A 25,816-nucleotide genomic window follows, 5' to 3' on the forward strand; every position below is an offset into this window, starting at 1 on the left:
AAATCGCTAGCGGGCGCGGCGCGCCAGCCGCTCGCTGTCGCTGATCAGCACGCTCTTGCCCTCCAGGCGGATCCAGCCGCGGTGGGCGAAGTCGGCCAGCGCCTTGTTCACCGTCTCGCGGGAGGCGCCGACCAGCTGAGCGATCTCCTCCTGGGTCAGGTCGTGCGTGACGCGCAGCGCCCCGCCTTCCTGCGTGCCGAAGCGCTGGGCCAGCTGCAGCAGCTGCTTGGCGACCCGGCCGGGCACGTCGGTGAAGATCAGGTCCGCCAGGTTGTTGTTGGTGCGGCGCAGACGGCGCGCCAACACCCGCAGCAACTGCTCGGCGATCTCCGGGCGGTCCTTGATCCACGCCTTGAGCGCGTCGCGGTCCATGGAGACCGCGCGCACCTCGGTGATGGTGGTCGCGCTCGAGGTGCGTGGCCCCGGGTCGAAGATCGACAGCTCGCCGAACATGTCGGACGGCCCCATGATGGTCAGCAGGTTCTCCCTGCCGTCCGGGGAACGTCGGCCGATCTTCACCTTGCCGGATATGATGATGTACAGGCGATCACCGGGCTCGCCTTCGGCGAATACGGTGTGCCCACGCGGGAAATCGACGGGCTGCAACTGCTTGGTAAGCGCAGATACGGCGCTGGGTTCGACTCCCTGGAAGATTCCGGCCCTGGCCAGGATCTCGTCCACGTTGCCCCTCTTAATTCTTGAATGGTCTGATGCGCGCTGACCAGCCTCTATACGGTTAGCGTGATCAGTCTAGAGGTAGACCCTGGCGCGACAGGCCAACGCTACACACGATTAGCTTGGCGAGTCGGCTGAAACTGCGGATTCGGATTCACCGAATGGTAGATCCGCGTCGGCAAATCGGGCTCGTCGTCGAGTTGGTACGGCCCCGACGGCGCGACCGGAACCCGGACCCGCGCGTTCTCGGACCGGGCCACCGCGGCGGCCCGCTCGAGCAGAACGGCAACCTGGTCGTCGCGCTCCGGGGCGTCGATCGCGTCTTCGATTCGACCCAGCCCGAACGTCGCCATCATGAGCAACGCGGGGATGGAAACTGCCAACAACCAGGACACACGTCGAAGTAAACACGGGCAAGGTCTCAGCGGGATCACGAATTGCCATCCGCTACGCGGCTACCCTGTGGTGGTGGCGGGCAAGGGAAAACGCAACCGGAAATGGGACCGGGAAACACCTCTCGGGCTGGTGCGGCGCGCCCGCCGGATGAACCGCACCCTGGCGACGGCGTTCCCGCACGTGTACTGCGAACTGGATTTCACCAATCCGCTCGAGCTCACCGTCGCAACCATCTTGTCGGCGCAGTGCACCGACAAGCGGGTCAACCTGACCACCCCGGCGCTGTTCCGCGAATATCCCACCGCGCTGGCCTACGCCCAGGCCGACCGCACCGAACTCGAGGAGATGATCCGGCCCACCGGCTTCTACCGCAACAAGGCCAACTCCCTGATCAACCTGGGCCAGCAGTTGGTGACCCGGTTCGACGGCGAGGTGCCCGACAAGCTGGAGGACCTGGTGACGCTGCCGGGCATCGGCCGCAAGACCGCCAACGTCGTGCTCGGCAACGCCTTCGACATCCCCGGCATCACGGTCGACACCCACTTCGGGCGCCTGGTGCGCCGGTGGCGCTGGACGGCCGAGGAGGACCCGGTGAAGGTCGAGAAGGTCGTCGGCGACCTGATCGAGCGCAAGGAATGGACCCTGCTCAGCCACCGGGTGATCTTCCACGGCCGCCGGGTGTGCCACGCCCGCCGGCCGGCCTGCGGGGTGTGCGTGCTGGCGTCGGACTGCCCGTCCTTCGGCGAGGGGCCCACCGATCCGCTGGAGGCCGCGGCGCTGGTCCGCGGCCCGGAGACCGAGCACCTGCTGGCGTTGGCGGGACTGTAGCCGCGGGTATGACCAGATCGGCGAAGTGGACGCTGGTGATCGCAGCGGTCATGGCGGTGGTGCTCGGCGGCTTCATCGTCGAGTTGCGCGACGCCGGCTCGCGGAATCCCGACGGCACGGTCGCGACCGAGTCGACGACCGATCAGGCGCGCGAGCGCCGCGACGCCGACACCGCCGCGGCACTGGCCGAACCGCGCCGCCGCGCCGACCTGCCGCCGTGCCCGACCGGCGCCGACGGGCCCGAACCCGAGGCGCTGCGCGGGGTGGTCCTCGAGTGCGCCGCCGACGGCACCGACGTGGACGTGGCGGCCGCGCTGGCCGGCCGGCCCGCGGTGCTGAACCTGTGGGCGTACTGGTGCGGGCCCTGCACCGACGAACTGCCCGCCATGCAGGAGTACCAGCGCCGCGTCGGGCCCGGGGTGACCGTGCTGACCGTGCACCAGGACGAGAACGAGGAGGCCGCGCTGCTGCGCCTGGCCGACCTGGGCGTGCGGCTGCCCACCGTGCAGGACGGCCGCCGGCAGATCGCCTCGGCACTGCGGGTGCCGAACGTGATGCCCGCGACCGTGGTGCTCGGTTCGGACGGTAGCGTGGCGAAAATCCTGCCGCGCGCGTTCACCAACGCCGACGAGATCGAGGCGGCGGTCGGTGAGCTGCAATGATCGGCCATGATCGGGTAGCTGTATGAGAGGGGACGCGTAGTGAGCGCTGCGGTACCGCTCACCCCCGAGGCGGGCCCGCCGTGGCTGCGGCCGCTGTTGGACAACGTCGACCGGGTGCGCGACGCCTACCGCCGGCGCGTGCCCCCGGAGGTCCTGGCCACCATCTCGGCCGCCAACACCCAGGCCGCGATCGCCGGCGCCCGCCGCGATGCGGCGGTGCTGGTCCTGTTCTCCGGCCCGCACGACGCCCCGGCCGAGGCCGGCCTGCCCACCCACGCCACGCTGCTGGTCACCGTCCGCGCCTCCACCCTGCGCCACCACGCCGGGCAGGCCGCCTTCCCGGGCGGGGCCGCCGACCCCGAGGACGACGGACCCGTGGGCACCGCGCTGCGCGAGGCCTGGGAGGAGACCGGCATCGACACCGGCCGGCTGCAACCGCTGGCGACGCTGGACCGGATGTTCATCCCGCCGTCGGGCTTCCACGTCGTCCCGGTCCTGGCGTACGCGCCCGAACCGGGGCCCGTCGAGGTGATCGACGAGGCCGAGACCGCGCTGGTCTCCCACGTGCCCGTGCGCGCGTTCACCAACCCGGAGAACCGCCTGATGGTCTACCGTTCGGCCAACACCCGGCGATCGGCCGGGCCGGCGTTCCTGCTCAATCAGATGTTGGTGTGGGGGTTCACCGGACAGGTGATCTCGGCCATGCTCGACGTCGCCGGCTGGGCCAGGCCGTGGGACGACGAGAAGGTCGTCGAATTGCACGACGCGATGGCCATGGTGCCGACGGACAACGGAGGACCCAAGCAACTATGAGTTCGTCGCAGTGGCTGGACATCGCGATCGTGGCGATCGCGTTCGTGGCGGCCGTGTCCGGTTGGCGCTCCGGCGCGCTGGGTTCGGTGATGTCGTTCATCGGCGTGGTGCTCGGCGCGGTGGCCGGCGTGCTGCTGGCCCCGCACCTGGTGGACAACATCGACGGCGCCCGCACCAAGCTGTTCGCGGCGCTGTTCTTGATCCTGGCGCTGGTGGTGATCGGCGAGATCGCCGGCGTGGTGCTGGGCCGCGCGGTGCGCGGCGCGATCCGCAGCACCGGCCTGCGGTTCATCGACTCGATGATCGGGGTCGTCACGCAGGTGCTGGTGGTGCTGATCGCCGCCTGGATGCTGGCCACCCCGCTGACCACCTCAGATCAGCCCAATCTTGCGGCCGCGGTGCGCGGTTCGAAGGTGCTCACCCAGGTCGACGCCGTCGCGCCGGAGTGGTTGCGCACCGTGCCCAAGCGCCTGTCGGCGCTGCTGGACACCTCCGGGCTGCCCGATGTCCTGGAGCCGTTCGGCCGGACCCCCATCGTCGAGGTGGACCCGCCGGACGCGTCGCTGGCCAACTCCACCGTGGTCGAGGCCGTGCGGCCCAGCGTGGTGAAGATCCGCGGCGTGGCGCCGGGCTGCCAGAAGGTGCTGGAGGGCACCGGATTCGTCGTCGCACCCAACCGGGTGATGTCCAACGCGCACGTGGTCGCCGGCTCCGACAGCGTGACCATCGAATCCGACGGCGAGACCTACGACGCCACCGTCGTCTCCTATGACCCCAACGCCGACATCTCGGTGCTCGAGGTGCCCAACCTGCCCGCCCAGCCGCTGCCGTTCGCCGAGGAACCGGCCATCACCGGCACCGACGTGCTGGTGGTCGGCTACCCGGGCGGCGGGGAGTTCGCCGCGACCCCGGCGCGCATCCGCGAGATCATCGAACTCAACGGCCCCGATATCTACCGCACCACCACCGTCATGCGGGAGGTGTACACGATCAGAGGAACCGTGCGGCAAGGTAATTCGGGCGGGCCGCTGATCAACCGCGGCGGTCAGGTGATCGGCGTGATCTTCGGTGCGGCCGTCGACGACACCGACACCGGGTTCGTGCTGACCGCCAACGAGGTCTCCACGCAGTTCCCGAAGATCAGCAACAGCGAGCGTGCCCCGACGGGGTCCTGCGTCACCTGATCTCGCCGAGCGCGCAACGAGTGCACGGTTTCGGGCCGTTTTGTGTGCACCCGATGCAAGCTCGCGGGTCGGACTTCTCCGCGAACCGCCGGCGCTAGCCGGGAACGGGGCTCGATGGTCGGACTCCTCCGCGGTTCGCTACGCAAGCTCCGCGAACCGCTGCGTCATCCAACGGCCAAGAACGGGAACGGGTCGGCCGGCGCGAAGTGCGCGCTGGCGTCGCCCGCGTACACGGTCTTCTCGCCCTGACCCAGCGGCAGTTTCAGCGTCGGGGCGCCGGCGCTGAAGTCCAGCTTGTCCAGGTTGACCCAGAACGTGTTGGGCGCCAGCGCCGACTCGAAGAAGTACCGGCGGTCCTTGTGGTCGACCGCGGTGCGCCACCGGGTGGACGAGATGTTCGGCTCGTCGGCGGTGGTGATGCCGTAGGGGACCGAGGCGTTGCGGACCACGCTGAGCACCGCGGCCACCGAGTCCTGCCGGTCGTCGGTCTTGGGGATGGCGTTGATGTAGAACGAGGCCCGCACGAACCGGTCCGCGGCGCGGTTGGTGCCGGGGAGCATCACCACGCCGCCGATCTGCTTCCAGTACTCGTTGATGGCCAACTGCTTGTCGAAGGTGGGCGAGTTGGTCATCACCTGGTAGTCGCGGCTGTGGTGGATGACCTGCTCGCCGTCGATGTACTCGATGATGGCGCTGTCGCCGGTGGGGTCCGACATCGACAGGTGCAGGGTGGCCAGCCGACCCTGCCCGGGCACCTCGGCCGTCGCCACCCGGATGGGGTTGGCGGACAGCGCCGCAACTGCTTCGGCGACGGTGGCGAAGTTGTCCAGCACGTACTGGCCCCACAAGGCCAGTGAGACCGCGGGACGGTCATCGGTGGACTTGGCGTACTCGGATTCGGCCAGCCACAGCAGGTTCATCGTCAGCCCGGCCTCGTTGAGCCCGTCGGTGCTGCAGATGTCGTAGCCGGTGGCCACCACGCTGCCGTACTTCGAGGTCCAGGTCGCCGAGTCGGCCCCGGCCAACCCGGTGCGTTCGACGCCGCGGGGCAGCGCCCACAGGTTGGTGTCCATTTCGAACTTCCAGTCCATCGACCGCCCGGTGATGATGCGATCGCCACTGCCCAGGTATACGACGCGGGTGCACATGGCCCCACAGGTTAGCCGTTGACCTCGTCCAGGAAGCGCTGTAGGTGCTCATTGGCCAGAGTCGGTGCCTCTTCGTGACCGAAATGCCCGGCGCCGGGCAGGGTTACGAACCGGCCGTCCGGGGCGTAGCGGCGCGAGCGGGCCACCGGGGCGGGCAGCACGTAGGGGTCGGTGTCGCCGCGCAGGTGCAGCACGGGGATGCCCAGCGGCCGGTCCATGGCCCGCATGAACCGGCGTCCCTCCGAACGGAATTGGCTGCGCACCGCCCACCGCTGGTACTCCAGCGCGCAGTGCGCCGCCCCCGGGATCTGGATCGCCTGACGCAGGTGACCGATGGTTTCCGAGAAGTCCTCGGAGGCCAGCCATTTGCCGGAGGCCCGGTTGCGGATGACGGCCTCCAGCCCGGCCGCGTCGTGTCGGGTCAGGCTGCGCTCCGGGCGCATCGGGACCTGATAGGACAGCAGCGATCCCAGCAGCGCCGAACCCTGATCGCGGCGGGTCAGCGCCGCGCGCCGCAACGCCAGCGGGTGCGGCGAGCTGACCAACCCGATGGCGCGCACCAGTCGGGGGTGCAGCACCGAGGTCGCCCAGCACACCAACCCGCCGTCGGCGTGGCCGATCAGCGTCGCCGAGCCGTGGCCCAGCGCCCGGATCAGGCCCGCGGTGTCGCCGGCCAGCGTCCAGCCGTCGTAACCGCGCGGGGGTTTGTCGCTGCCGCCGTAGCCGCGCAGATCCATGGCCACCACCCGCGCGCCGCCGAGTCCGCGCAGCTGATGCCGCCAGGACCACCAGAACGAGCCGAAGCCGTGCAGCAGGATCACCAACGGACGCTGGTGCGCCGGCGCGTCGTTCGGCTTGGGGTTGGCCTCGGCGACCTGGAAGCGAATCCCGTTGGCGTGCACGTCCAGATGACGCCATGGCCCGGCGATCCGGGTTACGGACGGGTCGGGCCCGGCCGCCATCAGGACATCACCACCCCGACGGGTCGGGGACTGCAGCCTTGTCCGGCGTGCCCTGCGCGCCGGGGCCGTGCTCGCCCCCGGTCAGCGCCGAGCGGGTTTCCTTGACGGATTCGATGGTCTTCTGCGGTCCCCGGATGCGGCGGACCTTGAGATAGCCAAACAGGGCCAGCGCCGCGGTGACGACCACCATGATCGCGAACACGATCAGGAAGGCGACCCAGCGCCACAGCCAGGTGTCGAGCAGTTCGGCGAGGAAGAAGAAAAAGAAGAACGTCGAATAGAACAGCACCACCAGCGCGGCGATGAAGAAGACGCTGCCGGTCACGCCCTTCTTGACGTCCCGGGTGATCTCCGCGCGGGCCAGCTCCACCTCGGCGCGGACCAGCGTCGACACCTGCGAGGAGGCTTCCTTGACGAGATCGCCGATGGAGGCGTTGGCGGGCAGCGCATGCGGGTCGACCAACGGGATCGAGGTCACGGTGGCGGGAACGCCGTTCTGCTGATCACCTTTGCTCACAGAGGCCATGTTGCCATGTCGGCCGCGCACTGCACGAGCCGTGATACCGGTGTTGCTGGTGTGGTGGCAGTTAGACTTGCCCGACGAGTCGGGGCTCGAGCAGGTAGGAGAGCTATTTGATGACCGGGCACCGGTGGTGGGGGATGGCGGCCAGTATGTGCGCCGCGCTCGGAATGTCGCTGCTCCTGGCCGGCCCCGCGGCCGCAGCCCCCGTCACGCTGGGCGGCGGTTCGGGCATCGTCGTCGACGGCGATTCCTACTGCACGTTGACCGCGATCGGCACCGACGACCGCGGCGACATGGTCGGCTTCACCTCGGCGCACTGCGGCGGGCCGGGTGCGGTGGTGGCCGCCGAGGGCGCCGAGGGTGCCGGCCCGGTGGGCACCATGGTCGCCGGCAACGACGCGCTCGACTACGCCGTCATCCGCTTCGACCCGGCCAAGGTCACCCCGACCAACAACGTCAAGGGTTTCATCATCAACGGCCTGGCGCCCGACCCCGCGTTCGGCGACGTCGCCTGCAAGCTGGGCCGGACCACCGGCTACTCCTGCGGCGTGACGTGGGGCCCGGGCCAGGATCCGGGCACCATCGTCAACCAGGTCTGCGGGCAGCCCGGGGACTCCGGCGCGCCGGTGACGGTGAACAACAAGCTCGTCGGCATGCTGCACGGCGCCTTCACCGAGGGGCTGCCGACCTGCATCATCAAGTTCATCCCGCTGCACACCCCGGCGGTGACGATGTCGTTCAACACGCAGCTGGCCGACATCGTCGCCAAGGGCCGCCCCGGCAGCGGCTTCGTCCCGTTCGGGGCCTGAGGCCCTACTTGCTGGCGCGGATGGCCTCGAACACGCTGGGGTCGACCAGCGTCGAGGTGTCGCCGAGTTCGCGGCCCTCGGCGACGTCGCGCAGCAGCCGCCGCATGATCTTGCCGCTGCGGGTCTTCGGCAGCTCCGGCACGATGTGGATTTCGCGGGGTTTGGCGATCGGTGAGATCTCCTTGGACACCTCGGCGCGCAGGTCGTCGACCAGCTTGTCCGGCTCGGTCTCGGCGTGGTGCGCCTTGAGGATCACGAACGCGCAGATGGCCTGCCCGGTCTGATCGTCGGTGGCGCCGACGACGGCGGCCTCGGCCACCCCGGTGTGCCCGACGAGCGCGGATTCCACTTCGGCGGTGGAGATCCGGTGCCCGGAGATGTTCATGACGTCGTCGATGCGGCCCAGCACCCAGGTCTCGCCGTCGCTGCCGTAGCGCGCGCCGTCGCCGGCGAAATACCAACCCTTGTCGGCGAACCGGGACCAGTAGGTGTCCTGGTAGCGCTCCGGGTCGCCCCAGATGCCGCGCAGCATCGCCGGCCATGGCTTGTCCAGCACCAGATAGCCGGTGGCCTGCTCGCCGTGCTCGGCGCCGATCCCGAGTTCGTTGCCGTCGTCGTCGACGACCTTGGCCGAGATGCCGGGCAGCGCGCGCATCGCCGAACCCGGCTTGGCGTCGCTCACCCCGGGCAGCGGCGAGATCATGATGGCCCCGGTCTCGGTCTGCCACCAGGTGTCCACCACCGGCGTGCGGTCGCCGCCGAACACCAGCCGGTACCAGCGCCACGCCTCCGGGTTGATCGGCTCACCCACCGACCCGAGTAGCCGGAGGCTGGACAGGTCGTGTTCGAAGGCGAGCTCGCGGCCCCACTTCATGAACGTGCGGATCAGCGTCGGCGCGGTGTAATAGATTGTGACGCCGTACTTTTCGATCACCTGGAAGTGGCGATGCTCGTCCGGGGAGGCGGGCGTGCCCTCGTAGACCACCTGCGTGACGCCGTTGGAGAGCGGCCCGTACACGATGTAGGTGTGCCCGGTGACCCAGCCGATGTCGGCGGTGCACCAGAACACGTCCGACTCGGGCTTGATGTCGAAGACGTAGTGATGGGTGTAGGAGGCCTGCGTCAGGTAGCCGCCCGTGGTGTGGATGATGCCCTTGGGCTTGCCGGTGGTGCCGGAGGTGTAGAGCAAGAACAGCGGATGCTCGGAGTCGAAGGCCTTGGGGGTGTGTTCGGTATCGGCCTTGGCGACGGTCTCGTGCCACCACAGGTCGCGGCCCTCGGTCCACGGCACGTCGATCTCGGTGCGCCGCACCACCAACACGTGCTCGACGGGGCTGTCCTCGCCCAGACCCTCGATCGCCTCGTCCACCCCGGCCTTGAGCGACACGGCCTTGCCGCGGCGGAACTGCCCGTCGGTGGTGATGACCACCTTGGCCTTGGCGTCGTCGATGCGGGCGCGCAGCGCCGAGGCCGAGAAGCCGGCGAACACCACCGAATGCAGCACGCCCAGGCGCGCGCACGCCAGCATCGCCACGATGGCCTCGGGGACCATCGGCATGTAGATCGCGACCCGGTCCCCGGCGGTCAACCCCAACTCGGTCAGCGTGTTGGCCGCCCGGCAGACCTCGTCCTTGAGTTCGGCGTAGGTGATGTCGCGCGCGTCACCGACGGGTTCGCCCTCCCAGTGGATGGCCACCCGGTCGCCGTTGCCGGCCTCGACGTGCCGATCCACGCAGTTGTAAGCGACGTTGATCTTGCCGCCCACGAACCACTTGGCGAACGGCGCCTCCGACCAGTCCAGGACCTCGGTGAACGGCGTCGCCCAGGACAGCCGCTGCGCCTGTTTCGCCCAGAACGCCAGCCGGTCGGCCTCGGCCTCGTCGTAGAGCGCGGCGGTCGCATTCGACTGCGCGGCGAACTCCGGCGACGGTGGATACGATGACGGAACTCCCGTGTGCGTCTCGGTCATATACGTGAGCGTAGTCACCAGTCGCGACGCCGCAACGCTACCTCGGAACATCCCCGCTGACGGCGGTCAAGGAGGCCTGCAGTGGATCGGATCCGCCGCGCGGTGTCCCGCTGGGCGGTCCTGCTGCTCCCCGGCCTGCTGCTGCTCGCCGGCTGCGCGGGACCCCTTCCCGCCGGCGCCGATCTGGTGCGGGTCAACGGCGTCGTCCCGCGGCAGGGGCTGCTCACCACCGACGCCGCCGACCCCGATGCCCGCCGGATCCTGGACCGCCTGTTCGCGGGGCTGATGTCCTACGACGCCGCCGGCACGCCGACGCCGGAGGTGGCCGAGTCCATCGACACCGTCGACAACCGGACCTTCCGCATCAAGCTCGAACCGGGCTGGACGTTCACCGACGGCTCGCCCGTGACCGCGCACTCGTTCGTCGATGCGTGGAATTACGGCGCGCTGAGCACCAACGGCCAGTCCTTGCACAGTTACTTCGCGCCGATCGAGGGTTATGACCAGGTGGCGGCGCCCGAGCCCGAGGCCCAGACCATGTCGGGCCTCGAGATCGTCGACGACACCGAGTTCGTCGTCCGCCTGAAGGCGCCCAGCATCGAGTTCGTCCAGCGCCTCGGCTTCGCGCCGTTCTATCCGCTGCCGGCGGTGGCGTTCGACGACCTCGGCGCGTTCGGCCGCCAACCGATCGGCAACGGCCCCTACGTCCTGGCGGGCGCGGCCTCCGGGCGCCGCGTCGACCTGGTGCCCAACCGGGACTATCGCGGCAACCGGACGCCGCGCAACCCCGGCCTGCGGTTCGTGTCCTACCCCGACCTCGACGCCGCCTACCGCGACCTGCGCGCCGGCGGCCTCGACGTGCTCGACACCGTCCCGACCGACGCGATCGGGTCCGCCGACGACGACCTGGGCGGGCGGGTGGTCACCGGCGTGACCGCGCAGAACCAGACGTTGGACACGCCGCTGCGCCTGCCGCACTTCGGCGGCGAGGAGGGCCGGCTGCGGCGGCTGGCGCTGTCCGCGGCGATCGACCGCACGCGGATCTGCGCGCAGGTACTGGGCGGGACATGTTCTCCCGCACAAGATTTCACCTCATCGGTGTTGCCTGGATTCGATCCGGGGCTGCCCGAGGGCTACCTGTTGGAGTTCAACCCGAAGCTCGCCCGGCACCTGTGGGTTCGCGCCGACGAGATCGCGCCGTGGCGGGGCCGCTACACCATCGCCTACAACACCATCGCCTACAACGCCGACGACGAGCACGCGCGCTGGGTCGATGCGGTGGCTGATGGCATCCGGACCACGCTGGACATCGACGTCGTCGCCGAACGGGCCAGCGACACCGCGTTCCCGGTCGGCCGCCGCGTCCAGTACCCGTCGATGCTGGCGTTCCTGCAGTCCTGGGTCACCGGGGCGCCCGGCAACGATGTCGGCTACTCCAACCGGGATTTCGACGGCGCGTTCACGGTGGCCCAGGCCGCGCCCAGCCTCACCGAGTCCTATGCGTCCACCGGGGACGCACAGCGGATCCTGTTGCGCGACATGCCGGTGATCCCGCTGTGGAATCGCGTCGCGACCGCCGGGCACTCGGCCGGGGTCACCGACGTGGTGATCGGCTGGAACGGTCTGCCCGACTACGAACGGATCGCCACTGTAAGGTGAGCCGCCGTGGCATCCGATCCGCTGTCTCCGTTGCTGGCGCTGCCCGGCGTGGCCGAGGCGGCCGAGGAGACCCGGGCGGCGCTGGGGCGCGCGCACCGGCATCGGGCCAATCTGCGGGGCTGGCCGGTGACCGCCGCGGAGGCCTCGCTGCGGGCCGCGCGGGCGTCGTCGGTGCTCGACGGCGGGGTGCTGCAACTCGACGAAAATGCCAGCAGTGACCCGGTGTTCGCGGGTTCGCTGCGGGTGGCCCAGGCGCTCGAGGGCGGTTCCGGGACGCTGATCGGGGTCTGGCGGCGGGCCCCGCTGCAGGCCCTGGCGCGGCTGCATTCGTTGGCCGCCGCAGACCTCGTCGATGACGAGAAGCTGGGCCGGCCGCGCGCGACCCCGGAGATCTCGGCGCGGCTGGACCTGATGACCCGGCTGGCGACGGGCGGCAGCGCGGCGCCCGCGCCGGTGCTGGCCGCGGTGGCGCACGGCGAGATGCTGGCGCTGGGCGCCTTCGGCAGCGCCGACGGCGTGGTGGCCCGGGCGGTGTCGCGCCTGGTGTCGATCGCGACGGGACTGGACCCGCACGGCCTGGCCGTGCCGGAGGTGTACTGGATGCGCCGGGCCGCGGACTACCGCAAGGCCGCCGAGAGTTTTGCCGGCGGTACCGAGCGCGGGTTGACCGAATGGCTGCTGCTGAGCTGCCGGGCCATGCAGGAGGGTGCCCGCGAGGCGCTGGCGATCGCCGACGCCAAGGATCAGGCCGGCAAGTCGGGCGGCTGAGACACGGTCCCCACACGGCGAAGCGGGCGGCGCCCCGATTGCTCGGATCGCCGCCCGCTAGCACGGAACTCGGTTACCAAGCGTGCGACTGTGGGCTGCGTGGGTTGGCCTCGGCGATACTTGCGATGCGCTTCGGTGGTGACCCCACCCAAAGGGCTACGATCCCGTCCGCTCTTCGCAATTTCGCAGGCCCGCAACACTTCTGCCATTATCGCGGCTTCGGCTCCGCGTGGGTGCCGGGTACCGTGCTGGGTCGCCCGTTTCGGGAGATTCGGCCCTTCTCCTCCGAGCCGATCTTGGCCTAGCGGGCTTCCGTGCCTCCTTTGTACTACGTGATCTTGGTCACAGCAAGTACCGACCTCGAGGGCGAGCCCAGATCGTTATCCGGAAAGCGAAATTCGTTACCGCAAAACGAATCTGCGGAGCAGGGAGAAGGTCAACGCGCCGGCGCTGAGCGCCGTGATGCCGACCGCCGCCGTCGTCGCGATCGCGGCGCCCGACGGTGCGGAGAACCGGTCGCGCAGCGACACCGGCTTGGAGAACGTCAGCACCGGCCAGTCCCGGGCGGTCGCCTCCTTGCGCAGGTTGCGATCGGGATTGACGACGGCGGGATGGCCCACCAGCTCCAGCATCGGGAGGTCGGTGACCGAATCCGAATAGGCGTAGCTGTGCTCCAGCAGGTAGCCCTCGCGGGCGGCCAGCTCCCGGACGGCCTCGGCCTTGCCCTCGCCGTAGCAGTAGAAGGCGATGTCGCCGGTGTACTTGCCGTCCTCGACCACCATCCGGGTGGCCATGGCGTGGGTGGCGCCGAGGGCGCGGGCGATCGGCGCGACCACCTCCTCGCCGGAGGCCGAGACGATGACCACGTCGCGGCCGCACAGCTTGTGGTCGGTGATGAGGTTGGCGGCCTCGGCGAAGACCAGCGGGGTGACGATCTCGTGCAGGGTCTCCTCGACGGCGGACTTGACCTGCTCGACGTCCCAGCCGGTGCACATGCTCGTCACGTACGAGCGCATCCGGTCCATCTGATCGTGGTCGGCGCCCGACATCAGGAACACGAACTGGGCGTAGCTGGACTTCAGTACGCTCCGCCGGTTGAGCAGCCCCTGGGCGTAGAAGGGTTTGCTGAAAGCGAGCGTGCTCGACTTGGCGATCACGGTCTTGTCGAGATCGAAAAAGGCGGCGGTGCGTGGCGGACCGTCGGCCACCGCCTCATTTCGAGGACTTCGGGGTGCGGCGTCATCCGGAACGGGTGCGGTCACCCCGCCAGGATAGGGCGGAGCGTGACAGAGCCTCGAAGAGTGTTCAAAATGGCAGTTCAAGACAGGTGTCGCAGACTGCAATTCTGCAGTGGGGGCGTCGGAATCAATCCGTGTCAGACTTGCGCGGGGCCGCGCGGGCGTGTGTATAGTGAGTATTACTCGGCTTATGGCCGGGTGTGCATCAGCCCGACCCCCCGGGGCTGATACACGACGACCCTCGCCTCCTCCCCCCCTGGCGGGGGTCGTCTTTTATCTCCAGCACGATTCTCCGGTCCGCCCGGGCTCCCCAAAACTGAGGTTGCTGGACATCTCGCTGACCCGGCTCGTGGCCGGCCTTTCAGGCACCCGCGGTGCGCCCGCATCCTGGTGCGGCAGCACGTCCCAACGCCGCGCGGTGCCGTCGCGTCCGGACGCTCGGCCGCGCGGGGAGATTCTTCGCTACGCAAAGAGTTCTCTGCCCGCCGGCCCATCCACAGACCCGCGTCGATCCACACCCGCGCGCACCGGTGCTGGCCGCGACGGCCGCCGCGACGCACCGTGAATACGTGACCGAACACCGCGCAATGTTGGCGCTGCTGTCCGACCCGTCGCTGCGCGAGGAAGTCGATCGCGTCGCCGCGGCCGTCGGCACCGGCGTGGTCCGGCTGGCGCCGTCGGCAACCTTGGGCCGCACCGCCTGGAACGCCGCGACGGTGGTGGTGGTCGACGAGGTCGGGGCGCAGCGCTGCGTGGCACTTGGCCTGCCGCGGCGCGCCGCGGTCTTCGTCGTGGCCGCCGGCGCGCCCACCGCCGAGGCCTTCCACGCCGCGATGTCGTTGGGGGCGCAGGCCGCCCTGAGCCTGCCCGCCCAGGCCGACGAGTTGGTCCGGTGCGTCTCGGAGACGCTCGACGGGGTGCGCGCCGACGCCGGGGCCTCGGTGTTCGCCGCCGCGCTCGCGCTGGGCACGCCGCATTCGGTGTTGATCGACCTGGACCCGATCGGCGGCGGGATCGACCTGCTGCTCGGCGCGGAGTCCGCACCGGGGCTGCGCTGGCCCGACATCGCGGTCAAGAGCGGCCGGCTCAACTGGGCCGAGGTGCGCGCGGCGCTGCCGGCGCACGGGCCGGTCGCGGTGCTCTCGGCCGGACGCAGCGGTGTCGAAATCGATTGTGGCGCAGCCGAAGCCATCATCGAATCGGCCCGGCGCGGCGGGTTCGTGGTCTGCGACGTGCCGCGCCGCCTGACGGACGCGGCGGTAGCCGCCCTGGAACTTGCCGATCTGGTGACCCTGATCTGCCCCGGCGACGTCCGCTCCTGCGCGGCGGCCGCGACGATCGCGCCGACGCTGAGCGCGGTCAATCCCAACGTCGGGCTGGTCGTGCGCGGTCCGGCCCCGGGTGGGCTGCGCGCCGCCGATGTCGCCGACGTCGTGGGCCTGCCGCTGCTGGCGGCCATGCGACCCGAACCGATGATCGGCGAACGGCTCGAACGCGGCGGCCTGCGGCTGCGCGCCCGCTCGCCGCTGGCGACCGCCGCCACCGCGGTGCTGCAGACCCTCGGGCGCCGGCCCGGCCGCCGGACGGCGGCCGCGGCATGAGTTCCTCGCTGGTCGACCGGGTCCGGGAACGCCTGGCCGCCGAAACCGGGCCGCTGCGGCCCAGCCTGGTCGCCGAGGCCATCCGCGCCGAGTCCGGCGGGATCCTCGGCGACACCGAGGTGCTGACCAACCTGCGGGTCCTGCAGACCGAGCTGACCGGGGCCGGGCCGCTGGAGCCGCTGCTGCGCGCGCCGGATGTCACCGACGTGCTGGTGGTGGCGCCCGACTCGGTGTGGAGCGATACCGGAAAAGGGCTGCGGCGCAGCACCGTCCGGTTCCCCGACGAGGGCGCGGTGCGGAGGCTGGCGCAGCGGTTGGCGCTGGCCGCCGGGCGCCGCCTCGACGACGCGCAACCCTGGGTCGACGCGGTGCTGCCGGGCCTGGGCGGCGTCGCGGTGCGCCTGCACGCGGTCCTGCCGCCGGTGGCCGCCGCCGGCACCTGCATCTCGCTGCGGGTGCTGCGCCCGGCCACCCAGACCCTGGCCGGCCTGGTGCGCCTCGGTGCCGTCGAACCGCAGGCCGAACAGCTGCTGCGCGACGTCGTCGCCGCGCGACTGGCCTACCTGGTCTCGGGCGGCACCGGCGCCGGCAAGACCACCCTGTTGGCCGCGCTGCTGGGCGCGGTCGAGGAGGCCGAGCGCATCGTGTGCGTCGAGGACGCCGCCGAACTGCGGCCCGCCCACCCCCATGTCGTGCGACTGGTGGCGCGCGGCGCCAACGTCGAGGGGACGGGCGAGATCACGCTGCGGCAGCTGGTGCGTCAGGCCCTGCGGATGCGCCCGGACCGCATCGTGGTGGGCGAGGTCCGCGGCGCGGAGGTCGTCGATCTGCTGGCCGCCCTCAACACCGGCCACGACGGCGGCGCCGGCACCGTGCACGCCAACAGCACCGCGGAGGTGCCGGCCCGGCTGGAGGCCCTCGCCGCCACCGGCGGGCTCGACCGCGCCGCGCTGCACAGCCAACTCGCCGCGGCCGTGCAGGTGCTGCTGCACGTCGACCGGGCCGGCGGCCGTCGTTGCCTCGCTGAGGTCGCGCTGCTGCACCGCGCGGGCACCCAGGCGCACTGCGAGCCGGTCACCGTCTGGCACGCGGACACCGGATTTGGCTGCGGCAGAGCGAAATTCCAGGCTCTGCTGGCCGCGAGGGGCGTCCGGTGACCGGGACCGCGCCGGCGGCGCTGATCCTGGCCGCCGCGCTGCTGCTGGTCCCCGACTCCCCGCGCCGACGATTGTCCCCGCGGACCGCGCGCACCCCGGTCCTGCGCTCGGCCGGCCCCGCAGGCCTGGGCGTCGCGGCGCTGCTGGGCTGGGCGCTGTGCGGGCCGTTCGTGGCGGCCGCGATCCTCCTGTTGGGCGCCACGCTGGTGGCCCGCCGGCGACGCCGCGCCGCGCAGCAGCGCGGCCTGCGCGACCGGGCCGCCATGGCCGACGCGCTGGAGATGCTGACCGCCGAACTGCGCGTCGGCAACCACCCGGTCCGCGGCTTCGCCGCGGTGGCCAACGAGGCCGCCGGGCAGGTCGGGGAGGGGTTCCGGCGGGTCGCCGCGCGGGCGCGGCTCGGTGCCGACGTGGCCGCGGGATTGCGCTCCGCCGCGGCGCATTCCGGGCAGCCGCAGGACTGGCACCGACTGGCGGTGTTCTGGCAGCTCGCCGCGGACCACGGGCTGGCGGTCGCGGCGCTGATGCGCGCCGCCCAGCGCGACATCGTCGAGCGCCAACGGTTCCACGCTCGGGTCGACGCCGGGATGGCCGGTGCGCGGGCCACCGCCGCGATCCTCGCCGGCCTGCCGGCCGTCGGGATCCTGCTCGGTCAGGCGATGGGCGCCGCGCCGCTGGTGTTCCTGACTGCCGGCGGCCTCGGCGGGGTGCTGCTGGTCCTCGGTGTCCTGCTGGTGTGCACCGGGCTGCTGTGGGCCGACCGCATCACCGGGCAGGCCGCCGCGTGACCGCGGCCGCGCTGGCCCTGGCGGCGGCGCTGCTGGTGAATCCCGCTGCGGCGGCGGGCCGTTGGCGGATCGGCGGACGGTCCGCCCCCGCTGCACCCGAACCGCTCGACGCAGACGACCCGCTGGCCGTGGCGGCGAGCCTCGACGTGCTCTCGGTGTGCCTGGCCGCGGGCATGTCGGTCGCGGCGGCCGCGCGGGCCACCGCGACCTCGGCGCCGCCGGAGCTCGCGATGCCGCTGCGCCGGGCCGCGGATCTGCTTGCGCTGGGCGCGGATCCGGCCACCGCCTGGGCGGCCCGACCCGACGAGGTCACCGACGAACACTGCGTCGCCCTGCTGCGGTTGGCGCGCCGGTCGGCGGCCTCGGGTGCGGCGCTGGCAAGCGGGGTCGCCGAACTGGCCGAGCAGTCCCGGCAGGCCGCGGTCCACCGGGCCGAGGCGACCGCCGAGCGCGCCGCGGTGGTGATCGCCGGACCGCTGGGGCTGTGCTTCCTGCCGGCGTTCGTGTGCCTGGGCGTCGTGCCGGTGGTGGTCGGCCTGGCCGGCGAGGTGCTGGGTTCGGGACTGCTGTGAGACCACCCGTGAAATCAACCGTGAAATCAACCGAAGGGAAAACCGATGCTGGACAAGGTGTTACGGACAACACGCGCGCGGCTGACGATGCTGGTGGTCGACGAGGCGGGGATGTCCACCGTCGAATACGCCATCGGCACCGTGGCCGCCGCGGCCTTCGGCGCGATCCTCTACAGCGTCGTGACCGGCGACTCCATCGTTGGCGCGCTGACCAACATCATCAACCGCGCGCTGAACACCGGTACCTGAGCGGCGATGCGGGCGTCGGCACCGTCGAGACCGCGCTGGCCATCGCGTCGCTGGTGGCCGTCGTGCTGGTATGCGTGGCGGGCCTCGGTGCCATCCTCGCCGGGGTGCGCTGCGCCGATGCCGCCCGCGAGGCCGCGCGGTTGGCGGCCCGCGGCGATCCGGCCGCGGCCGCCGAGGCCGTGCGGGCCGTCGGCCCGGCCGGAGCGCAGCTGCGGCTGCACAGCGAGGGCGGCTTCGTCGTCGCGACCGTCACCGCGGCGTCGCTGCTGCCGGTCGTCCCGATCAGCGCCCGGGCCGTCGCCGCCGTCGAACCCGCGCGCTGACAGGGGCTCGGCCAGCGTGCTGGCGGCGCTGATGGTGGTCGCGCTGTTGACCGTGACGCTGGCGGTCGGCCGCGTGGGGGCGGCCGTGCTGGCCCGGCACCGCGCCCAGGCGGCGGCCGATCTGGCGGCGCTGGCCGCGGCGGCCGCGGTGCCCGCCGGCCCCGCCGCGGCCTGCGAGCAGGCCCGGGAGCTGGCCGCGACGATGGGGTCGGTCATCACCGAGTGCGCCGTGACCGATCTGGACATCACCATCGAGGTCAGCGTCGGGGTCGGACTGGGCGGCGGCCAGGCGCGCGCGGCGGCGCGGGCCGGTCCGGTCTAACCCGACTGGCTGCGCCAGTTCATGGCGCGGGCGATCACGTGCTCGCGGCCGCCGCCGGCCGGTTCCAGGCCCACCCGGGTGACGAAACCGACGGCGATCGGCTCGCCCCGCCAGTCGTCGACCTTCCAGGTGGCGCAGTAGGTGGTGCCCGGTTCGGCCTCGGCGGCCCTGGCGAGCACCTCGCTCTCCCGGCTGCTCATGTTGCGGGCCGTGATGTCGTCGGTGAACGCCCGGTTGGCGGCGACCCCGGTATCGGGATTTAGCCCGCTGTTGCGGAGTGACTGTGGAGTATCGGTGGCGATGCCGGTGGTCAGGTTCCACAGCAGCGGGCCCGGCATGACGCGGGCGGGGGGTTCGGCGGCCGCGGCGCCGACCCACACGTGCACCCCGTGCACGGTGCCGTCGGTCATCCGCACGGGTTCGGTCCGGATCACCCGATTGCCCTTCGGGGTGATGCTGACCAGGCTGGTCGCGGTGTTGACGGTCTCGGCGACGGCGGTCTGGATCGCCGACAGGTGCGGGCTGCGGCGCAGGAACGTGCTGACGGGCACCAACTTCTGCGACCGCGCTCCGTCCGCGACGACGACGGGCTCCCCGCCGAGGGTCTCCAGCAGCAGCCAGTCGCGGCTCATGAGTGCCGATTCTATTACCCCCGCCAAACGGGTGTTTGCTGGGCGGCGCGAAAGCCCCGGTCGGGTGGGCACCTGTCAGGTGGAGCGGTTTGCCCGTTGCGCTCAATCCGGTTGCGCGCGGCGGGAATCCGGGGGTATTTTCCGGCTTGCCCGGCCCCCTGGGAGGTCGACCGTACGAGGGGTCGGTCGTCAGCCCAGTTCGGCCAGTACCGTGCGCAGCACCGCGACCGCCCCGGCCTTGTCCAGCGGATCGTTCCCGTTGCCGCATTTCGGCGACTGCACACACGACGGACAGCCGTGCGGGCATTCGCACGCCTGGATCGCCTCGGCCGTCGCGCCCAGCCACTGGGCCGCGCGCCGGTAACCGCGTTCGGCGAAGCCGGCGCCGCCGGGGTGCCCGTCGTAGACGAACACCGTCGGCAGGCCGTTCTCCGGGCCGACGGCCATCGAGATCCCGCCGATGTCGCCGCGGTCGCAGCTGGCCACCAGCGGCAGCAACCCGATGGCGGCGTGCTCGGCGGCGTGCAGCGACCCCGGTATGCGCAGCGGGTCGACACCGTTGGCGATCAACAACTCCGGCGTCGCCGAATACATCACGGCCTTGGTGGACAGCGTCTGGGTCGGCATCTCCAGCTCGACGAAGTCCAAAACCTCCCCGGTCATGGTTCGCCGCAGGTAGCCCACCACGGTGTGCGACACCGCCACCGGGACGAACCCGAGGGTGACCCCGCCCAGCTCGACCCGCTCGCCGGGGCCGGTCACCGCGATGTCGGTCAGCTCGCGGGAGAACGTGGTGTAGCCCGGATCCTCGGCGTGCACGAACGCCAGGCCGTCGTCGAGTTGCAGGGAATCGACCAGGTAGGTCTCGCCCTGGTGCAGGTACACCGCGCCGGGATGCACCTGCGCGGGGGCCTGGCCGGCGCCCACGCCACCGAGCAGGCGCCCGGTGTCGCTCTCCACGATCGACACCTGCCCGCCGATGGATCCGCGGATGTCCACCGCCTGATGCGGGTCCACGCCCGGCGCTGGGAAGTACCGCCCGCCGCGGCGGCGCAGCAGCCCGTCGTCGACCAGTTCGGCGGCCACCGACTCCGCGCTCCACTCGCGCACCTCGGTGTCCTCGAGCGGCAATTCGGTGGCCGCGCAGAGCAATTGGGGGCCGAGCACGTACGGGTTGGTGGGATCGATGACCACCCGCTCGATCGGCTTGTCCAGCAGCGCCTCGGGATGATGGACCAGGTAGGTGTCCAGCGGATCGTCGCGCGCGATCAGCACCACCAGCGCGCTCTGACCGCGCCGGCCCGAGCGCCCGGCCTGCTGCCAGAACGACGTCACGGTACCCGGGAAGCCGGCCAGCACCACCGCGTCGAGCCCGGCGATGTCCACGCCGAGTTCCAGGGCGTTGGTGGTGGCCAGGCCCAGCAGTCGGCCGTCGGCCAGGGCGGCCTCGAGTTCGCGGCGGTCCTCGGCCAGATAACCGGCCCGGTACGAGGCGACCTTGTCGAGGAGCGGCGGCGCGATGTCCGCCAGCCGGGTGCGGGCGCCCAGCGCGGTCAGTTCGGCGCCGCGGCGCGAGCGCACGAACGTCAGCGTGCGCGCCCCCTCGGCCATCAGGTCGGCCATCACCCGGGCCGCCTCGCTGCCGGCCGCCCGTCGCACCGGGGCCCCGTGCTCCCCGGTGACGTCGGTGCGCAGCGGCGGCTCCCACAGCGCGACCGTGCGCGCGCCCTGGGGTGAGGCGTCCTCGGTGACCTCCGCGACGGTCTGGCCGATGAGCTCGGCGGCCGTCTCGCCCGGGGCGGAGGTCGTCGCGCTGGCGAAGATCACCGTGGGGCCCGCGGCGTCGGCGGCGCCGTAGCGCTGGGCCAGGCGCAGCAGCCGGCGCAGCACCATCGCGACGTTCGAGCCGAACACCCCGCGGTAGTAGTGGCATTCGTCAACCACGATGTAGCGCAGCCCGCGCAGGAACACCGCCCAGCGCGCGTGGTTGCGCAGCAGCGACAGGTGGATCATGTCCGGGTTGGAGAACAGCCACCGGGAGCGTTCCCGGGCGAACCGGCGCACCTCGGTCGCGCTGTCCCCGTCGTAGGCGGTGGGCGCCACGTCGGCCAGCCCCGGGACCGCCGCGGTCAGGGCGTAGGCGGCGCGCAGCTGATCGTGGCCCAGGGCCTTGGTCGGGGACAGGTACAGTGCGCGCGCCCGCGGGTCGGCGGCCAGGGCGGTCAGCACCGGCAGCTGATAGGCCAGCGACTTGCCCGAGGCCGTCCCGGTGCTGATCACCACGTGGCGGCCGTCGTGGGCGTGCTGGGCGGCACGCACCTGATGGGTCCAGGGCGCGGCCACGCCGCGCTCGGTGAAGGCCCGCACGAGGTCGGCATCGGCCCAGTCCGGCCAGCGATCCGTCCGTCCGCCGCGGGCCGGCAGTTCGGCAACGTGACGAACCGGAGGCTCGACGCCCTCGTCGGTGCCGGCCAGCGCCGCGGACAGCAGCTCACTGCCGAAATTCGTCTCCACAGGGGCAATTGTTCACCAGTTCGTAGCAACGAGACTGTCGCTAACCCGCCGATCATGATTGGATGTGGGTGGTCGCAGCTTCTGTGTGGTGTCAAAGCTTTCGCAGGATCAACGTTGCGATCGCGGTTCCTGCGAAGGATGTGCGGTCACAACGGGCCCGGTGCACTGCAACGGTGGTGCACCGCACCCGGTAGGAAAAGTAAGGAAAGATCGAAAGATGCCACAGGGAACTGTGAAGTGGTTCAACGCGGAAAAGGGCTTCGGCTTTATTGCGCCCGAGGACGGCTCCGCTGACGTATTTGTCCACTACACGGAGATTCAGGGTTCGGGCTTCCGGACCCTCGAGGAAAACCAGCGGGTGGAGTTCGAGGTCGGCCAGAGCCCCAAGGGGCCTCAGGCCACCGGCGTTCGCGCCGTCTGAGAATTCTCTGACATAAACGTCCCGGGCGGTCCTACCGCCCGGGACGTTTTGTCTGCCTTACTGTCGTCACGTGAGTCAGCTCTCCTTCTTCTCTGCGGAATCGGTGCCGCCCGCGGTCTCCGATCTCACCGGGCTGCTCGCAACCGCCGGCCAGATCGTCCTGGTCGGCTCGCCCGACGTGGTCGGGGCCCGACTGTCGGTGGTGGTGGACCGGCCCTGGCGGGCCACCGCGCTGGCCGAGATGATCGTCGAGGCCGGCCTGGAGCCGGAGGTCGCCCGCACTGACGAGGACACCCCCCTGGTGCGGACCGCCGTCGACCTGCGGCTGGTGCCGCTGGCCCGGGCCTGGACCCGGGGCGCGGTCAAGACGGTGCCGGCCCAGTGGGTGCCCGGCCCGCGTGAGCTGCGCGCCTGGACCCTGGCGGCCGGTTACGCCGACGGCGACCGCTACCTGCTGGGTCTGGACCTGCACGCCCCGGATACGCATTCCCCGCTGGCCTCGGCCCTGATGCGGATCGGAATCGCGCCGACGCTGATCGGCACCCGCGGGAGCCATCCCGCGCTGCGGATCAACGGCCGTAGACGGCTGTCGCGGCTGGTAGAGAACGTGGGAGAGCCCCCCGAGGACCCCGAGGCGCAGGCCCAATGGCCCCGGGTCTGACGCGCCAACGGAGGCCGGTCAGTTTGCTTCGGTGCGTGCACAATGCAAAATTGGCAGTTGCTCGCAGGCATCGCGCCCTGCGATGCGATGAAGAAGTGGAGCGTAACCGCAGTTGGCTGACGGCAATGGAAGCGTCCGGCGACTCGTCATAGTCGAGTCGCCCACCAAGGCGCGCAAAATCGCGAGCTATCTCGGCTCGAACTACATTGTCGAGTCCTCGCGCGGCCACATCCGTGACCTGCCGCGGGCCGCCGCGGACGTACCCGCCAAGTACAAGTCCGAGCCCTGGGCCCGCCTCGGGGTCAACGTGGACGCCGACTTCGAGCCGCTCTACATCGTCAGCCCCGACAAGAAGGCCACGGTCACCGAGCTCAAGGGCCTGCTCAAGGACGTCGACGAGCTCTACCTGGCGACGGACGGTGACCGCGAGGGTGAGGCCATCGCCTGGCACCTGCTCGAGACGCTCAAGCCCCGCATCCCGGTCAAGCGGATGGTGTTCCACGAGATCACCGAGCCCGCCATCCGTGCCGCCGCCGAGAGTCCGCGCGAACTGGACATCGATCTGGTCGACGCGCAGGAGACCCGGCGCATCCTGGACCGGCTCTACGGCTACGAGGTCTCGCCCGTGCTGTGGAAGAAGGTCGCGCCGAAGCTCAGCGCCGGCCGGGTGCAGTCGGTCGCGACGCGGATCATCGTGCAGCGCGAACGCGAGCGGATGGCGTTCCGCAGCGCCGAGTACTGGGACATCGTGGCCGAACTCGACGCCAGCGTGTCCGATCCGAACGCCCACCCGCCGGTGTTCAACGCCCGGCTGGTCAACGTCGACGGCCTGCGCGTGGCCACCGGCCGGGACTTCGACTCGGTGGGCGCGGTCAAGAAGCCCACCGAGGTGGTGGTGCTCGACGAGGCCGCCACCGGTGCCCTGGTCAACGGGCTGTCCGGCGCCCAGCTGTCGGTGTCCTCGGTCGAGGAGAAGCCCTACACCCGTCGGCCGTACCCGCCGTTCATGACCTCGACGCTGCAGCAGGAAGCGGGTCGCAAGCTGCGGTTCTCCTCCGAGCGCACCATGAGCATCGCCCAGCGGCTCTACGAAAACGGTTACATCACCTACATGCGTACCGACTCGACGACGCTGTCGGCCAGCGCCATCGATGCTGCGCGCAACCAGGCCCGGCAGCTCTACGGCGAGGAGTACGTCTATCCGACGGCCCGCCAGTACACCCGCAAGGTCAAGAACGCCCAGGAAGCCCACGAGGCGATCCGGCCCGCGGGTGACACCTTCGCCACCCCCGACGCGGTGCGTCGCGAGCTCGAATCCGACGAGTTCCGGCTCTACGAGCTGATCTGGCAGCGCACCGTGGCCTCGCAGATGGCCGACGCCCGCGGCACCACGCTGAGCCTGCGGATCACCGGCGAGGCCGCCGGCGCCGAGGGCACCCGCACCGTGACCTTCTCGGCCAGCGGCCGCACCATCACCTTCCCCGGCTTCCTGAAGGCCTACGTCGAGACGGTCGACGAACTCGCCGGCGGTGAGGCCGACGACGCCGAGCGGCGCCTGCCGAATCTCAAGCAGGGCCAGCAGGTCCAGGCGCAGAAGCTGACCCCCGACGGGCACTCCACCAACCCGCCGGCCCGCTACACCGAGGCCTCGCTGATCAAGGCGCTCGAGGAACTCGGCATCGGCCGCCCGTCGACCTATTCGTCGATCATCAAGACCATCCAGGACCGCGGCTACGTCCACAAGAAGGGCAGCGCGCTGGTGCCGTCCTGGGTGGCGTTCGCCGTGATCGGTTTGTTGGAACAGCATTTCGGTCGGCTGGTCGACTACGACTTCACCGCCGCCATGGAGGACGAACTCGACGAGATCGCCGCCGGCAACGAGCGACGGACCAACTGGCTCAACAACTTCTATTTCGGCGGCGAGCACGGTGTGGAGGGCTCGGTCGCCCGGGATGGCGGCCTTAAGCAGCTGGTCGGCGGCAACCTGGAGGGCATCGATGCCCGAGAGGTCAACTCCATCAAGCTGTTCGACGACGCCGAAGGTCGCGCGGTCAACGTCCGGGTCGGTCGCAACGGGCCCTACCTGGAGCGGATGATCGCCGATCCGGACAATCCGGGTGAGCTCAAGCCGCAGCGCGCCAACCTCAAGGACGAGCTGACCCCGGACGAGTTGACCCTGGAGCTCGCCGAAAAGGCTTTCGCCACACCGCAAGAGGGGCGGTCGCTGGGCATCGACCCGGCGACCGGGCACGAGATCGTCGCCAAGGACGGCCGCTTCGGCCCGTACGTCACCGAGGTGCTGCCGGAGCCGGAGAACCCCGACGACGGCAGCGCCGGCAGCCCGGCCAAGAAGGGCAAGAAGCCGACCGGCCCCAAGCCGCGCACCGGTTCGCTGCTGCGCACGATGGACCTCGAGACCGTCACCCTCGAGGACGCGCTGCGGCTGCTGTCGCTGCCGCGGGTGGTCGGCATCGACCCGAACTCCAACGAGGAGATCACCGCGCAGAACGGCCGCTACGGTCCGTACTTGAAGCGCGGCACCGACTCTCGCTCGCTGGCCACCGAGGAACAGATGTTCACCATCGACCTCGACGAGGCGCTGAAGATCTACGCCGAGCCCAAGCGCCGCGGCCGCCAGGCCGCCGCGGCCCCGCCGCTGCGCGAGTTGGGCACCGACCCGGTGTCGGGCAAGCCGATGGTGATCAAGGACGGCCGCTTCGGCCCGTACGTCACCGACGGTGAGACCAACGCCAGCCTGCGCAAGGGCGACGAGGTGATGTCGGTGACCGACGAGCGCGCCTCGGAGTTGCTGGCCGACCGCCGCGCGCGGGGACCGGCGAAGAAGGCGGCCCGCAAGACCACCAAGAAGGCGCCGGCCAAGAAGGCCGCCAAGCGCACCGCCAAGAAGGCCTGAGACCGCCGCCGCAGGCTCGATGCGGACT

26 protein-coding genes are annotated in these 25,816 nt (G+C 71.0%); 17 read left to right on the top strand and 9 right to left on the bottom strand.

The window, feature by feature from the left end:
• Nucleotides 1-6: 6 nt before the first annotated feature.
• Both crp and EL338_RS01585 read right to left on the bottom strand, forming a co-directional pair.
• Nucleotides 7-681 carry a cAMP-activated global transcriptional regulator CRP gene (gene crp, locus EL338_RS01580; RefSeq protein ID WP_068248454.1) on the bottom strand — a complete coding sequence of 225 codons (675 nt, stop codon included), beginning with the start codon at nucleotides 679-681 and terminating at the stop codon, nucleotides 7-9.
• 101 nt (nucleotides 682-782) lie between these two features.
• Complete coding sequence (locus EL338_RS01585; RefSeq protein ID WP_126332137.1) at nucleotides 783-1,031, bottom strand: hypothetical protein; 249 nt, start codon at nucleotides 1,029-1,031, stop codon at nucleotides 783-785.
• Between the two features lie 112 nt (nucleotides 1,032-1,143).
• Here EL338_RS01585 and nth point away from each other — a divergent pair, with 112 nt between their 5' ends.
• The 4 genes from nth to marP are packed head-to-tail and all read left to right on the top strand — an operon-like array spanning nucleotide 1,144 to nucleotide 4,558.
• Nucleotides 1,144-1,899 carry an endonuclease III gene (nth, locus tag EL338_RS01590; protein ID WP_235666340.1) on the top strand — a complete coding sequence of 252 codons (756 nt, stop codon included), beginning with the start codon at nucleotides 1,144-1,146 and terminating at the stop codon, nucleotides 1,897-1,899.
• An 8-nt stretch (nucleotides 1,900-1,907) separates the two neighbouring features.
• The gene (locus EL338_RS01595) at nucleotides 1,908-2,561 is read left to right on the top strand and encodes a TlpA family protein disulfide reductase (protein ID WP_126332138.1); all 654 of its coding nucleotides are present in this window, start codon (nucleotides 1,908-1,910) and stop codon (nucleotides 2,559-2,561) included.
• Nucleotides 2,562-2,600: 39 nt separating this feature from the next.
• The gene (locus EL338_RS01600; protein ID WP_126332139.1) at nucleotides 2,601-3,374 is read left to right on the top strand and encodes an NUDIX hydrolase; all 774 of its coding nucleotides are present in this window, start codon (nucleotides 2,601-2,603) and stop codon (nucleotides 3,372-3,374) included.
• Entirely contained in the window at nucleotides 3,371-4,558 is a 1,188-nt protein-coding gene (gene marP, locus EL338_RS01605; RefSeq protein ID WP_126332140.1) for an acid resistance serine protease MarP, read from the top strand. The genes EL338_RS01600 and marP overlap by 4 nt, the downstream gene beginning before the upstream one ends.
• Before the next feature lie 164 nt (nucleotides 4,559-4,722).
• Here marP and EL338_RS01610 read toward each other — a convergent pair whose 3' ends face one another.
• Genes EL338_RS01610 through EL338_RS01620 form a run of 3 tightly spaced genes read right to left on the bottom strand, consistent with a single transcriptional unit; the run spans nucleotide 4,723 to nucleotide 7,185 of the window.
• Nucleotides 4,723-5,706, bottom strand: a complete 984-nt coding sequence (locus tag EL338_RS01610; RefSeq protein ID WP_126332141.1) for a bile salt hydrolase — start codon at nucleotides 5,704-5,706, stop codon at nucleotides 4,723-4,725.
• Nucleotides 5,707-5,717: 11 nt separating this feature from the next.
• A complete protein-coding gene (locus EL338_RS01615; protein ID WP_126332142.1) occupies nucleotides 5,718-6,668 on the bottom strand; it encodes an alpha/beta fold hydrolase in 951 nt (316 codons plus the stop codon).
• A 7-nt stretch (nucleotides 6,669-6,675) separates the two neighbouring features.
• Complete coding sequence (locus EL338_RS01620) at nucleotides 6,676-7,185, bottom strand: phage holin family protein (RefSeq protein ID WP_126332143.1); 510 nt, start codon at nucleotides 7,183-7,185, stop codon at nucleotides 6,676-6,678.
• Between the two features lie 116 nt (nucleotides 7,186-7,301).
• On the opposite strand from EL338_RS01620, the gene EL338_RS01625 reads away from it, so the two are divergent.
• Nucleotides 7,302-8,000 carry a S1 family peptidase gene (locus EL338_RS01625; RefSeq protein WP_435404881.1) on the top strand — a complete coding sequence of 233 codons (699 nt, stop codon included), beginning with the start codon at nucleotides 7,302-7,304 and terminating at the stop codon, nucleotides 7,998-8,000.
• 4 nt (nucleotides 8,001-8,004) lie between these two features.
• Here the strand turns inward: EL338_RS01625 and acs are convergent, their stop codons facing one another.
• Nucleotides 8,005-9,969 carry an acetate--CoA ligase gene (acs, locus tag EL338_RS01630; protein ID WP_126332145.1) on the bottom strand — a complete coding sequence of 655 codons (1,965 nt, stop codon included), beginning with the start codon at nucleotides 9,967-9,969 and terminating at the stop codon, nucleotides 8,005-8,007.
• A gap of 81 nt (nucleotides 9,970-10,050) precedes the next feature.
• Here acs and EL338_RS01635 point away from each other — a divergent pair, with 81 nt between their 5' ends.
• Both EL338_RS01635 and EL338_RS01640 read left to right on the top strand, forming a co-directional pair.
• On the top strand, nucleotides 10,051-11,628 hold the full coding sequence (locus EL338_RS01635) for a peptide ABC transporter substrate-binding protein (protein ID WP_435404882.1): 1,578 nt from the start codon (nucleotides 10,051-10,053) through the stop codon (nucleotides 11,626-11,628).
• A 6-nt stretch (nucleotides 11,629-11,634) separates the two neighbouring features.
• Entirely contained in the window at nucleotides 11,635-12,396 is a 762-nt protein-coding gene (locus EL338_RS01640; RefSeq protein ID WP_126332146.1) for an oxidoreductase, read from the top strand.
• Nucleotides 12,397-12,797: 401 nt separating this feature from the next.
• Here EL338_RS01640 and EL338_RS01650 read toward each other — a convergent pair whose 3' ends face one another.
• Nucleotides 12,798-13,658, bottom strand: coding sequence for an HAD-IB family hydrolase (locus tag EL338_RS01650; protein ID WP_126332147.1), 861 nt, complete (start codon nucleotides 13,656-13,658; stop codon nucleotides 12,798-12,800).
• A 563-nt stretch (nucleotides 13,659-14,221) separates the two neighbouring features.
• Here EL338_RS01650 and ssd point away from each other — a divergent pair.
• Genes ssd through EL338_RS26390 form a run of 7 tightly spaced genes read left to right on the top strand, consistent with a single transcriptional unit; the run spans nucleotide 14,222 to nucleotide 18,646 of the window.
• On the top strand, nucleotides 14,222-15,235 hold the full coding sequence (gene ssd, locus EL338_RS01655; RefSeq protein ID WP_126336619.1) for a septum site-determining protein Ssd: 1,014 nt from the start codon (nucleotides 14,222-14,224) through the stop codon (nucleotides 15,233-15,235).
• Nucleotides 15,232-16,392: a TadA family conjugal transfer-associated ATPase gene (locus tag EL338_RS01660; protein WP_126332148.1), complete on the top strand. Its 1,161-nt coding sequence runs from the start codon at nucleotides 15,232-15,234 to the stop codon at nucleotides 16,390-16,392. Before ssd ends, EL338_RS01660 begins: the two co-directional genes overlap by 4 nt.
• Nucleotides 16,389-17,180: a type II secretion system F family protein gene (locus EL338_RS01665; RefSeq protein WP_179967151.1), complete on the top strand. Its 792-nt coding sequence runs from the start codon at nucleotides 16,389-16,391 to the stop codon at nucleotides 17,178-17,180. Before EL338_RS01660 ends, EL338_RS01665 begins: the two co-directional genes overlap by 4 nt.
• Nucleotides 17,177-17,752, top strand: coding sequence for a type II secretion system F family protein (locus EL338_RS01670; protein WP_126332149.1), 576 nt, complete (start codon nucleotides 17,177-17,179; stop codon nucleotides 17,750-17,752). Before EL338_RS01665 ends, EL338_RS01670 begins: the two co-directional genes overlap by 4 nt.
• A 45-nt stretch (nucleotides 17,753-17,797) precedes the next feature.
• Nucleotides 17,798-18,001 carry a DUF4244 domain-containing protein gene (locus EL338_RS01675; RefSeq protein ID WP_126332150.1) on the top strand — a complete coding sequence of 68 codons (204 nt, stop codon included), beginning with the start codon at nucleotides 17,798-17,800 and terminating at the stop codon, nucleotides 17,999-18,001.
• A gap of 53 nt (nucleotides 18,002-18,054) precedes the next feature.
• Entirely contained in the window at nucleotides 18,055-18,324 is a 270-nt protein-coding gene (locus EL338_RS26385) for a TadE family type IV pilus minor pilin (protein WP_309474034.1), read from the top strand.
• A gap of 16 nt (nucleotides 18,325-18,340) precedes the next feature.
• Entirely contained in the window at nucleotides 18,341-18,646 is a 306-nt protein-coding gene (locus EL338_RS26390; RefSeq protein ID WP_235666341.1) for an Rv3654c family TadE-like protein, read from the top strand.
• Here EL338_RS26390 and EL338_RS01685 read toward each other — a convergent pair.
• Entirely contained in the window at nucleotides 18,643-19,278 is a 636-nt protein-coding gene (locus EL338_RS01685; protein WP_126332152.1) for a PAS domain-containing protein, read from the bottom strand. The two genes, EL338_RS26390 and EL338_RS01685, sit on opposite strands and share 4 nt — an antisense overlap.
• A 189-nt stretch (nucleotides 19,279-19,467) precedes the next feature.
• Nucleotides 19,468-21,792: a DNA 3'-5' helicase SftH gene (locus EL338_RS01690; protein ID WP_435404883.1), complete on the bottom strand. Its 2,325-nt coding sequence runs from the start codon at nucleotides 21,790-21,792 to the stop codon at nucleotides 19,468-19,470.
• A 217-nt stretch (nucleotides 21,793-22,009) separates the two neighbouring features.
• Here EL338_RS01690 and EL338_RS01695 point away from each other — a divergent pair, with 217 nt between their 5' ends.
• The 3 genes from EL338_RS01695 (at nucleotide 22,010) to topA (ending at nucleotide 25,788) form a co-directional block, all read left to right on the top strand.
• On the top strand, nucleotides 22,010-22,213 hold the full coding sequence (locus EL338_RS01695; protein WP_005138711.1) for a cold-shock protein: 204 nt from the start codon (nucleotides 22,010-22,012) through the stop codon (nucleotides 22,211-22,213).
• A 70-nt stretch (nucleotides 22,214-22,283) separates the two neighbouring features.
• Nucleotides 22,284-22,874, top strand: coding sequence for a hypothetical protein (locus tag EL338_RS01700; protein WP_126332154.1), 591 nt, complete (start codon nucleotides 22,284-22,286; stop codon nucleotides 22,872-22,874).
• Between the two features lie 112 nt (nucleotides 22,875-22,986).
• A complete protein-coding gene (gene topA / locus EL338_RS01705) occupies nucleotides 22,987-25,788 on the top strand; it encodes a type I DNA topoisomerase (protein ID WP_126332155.1) in 2,802 nt (933 codons plus the stop codon).
• The last annotated feature ends 28 nt before the right edge of the window (nucleotides 25,789-25,816 follow it).

Source organism: Mycolicibacterium chitae (assembly GCF_900637205.1).
Lineage (GTDB): Bacteria > Actinomycetota > Actinomycetes > Mycobacteriales > Mycobacteriaceae > Mycobacterium > Mycobacterium chitae.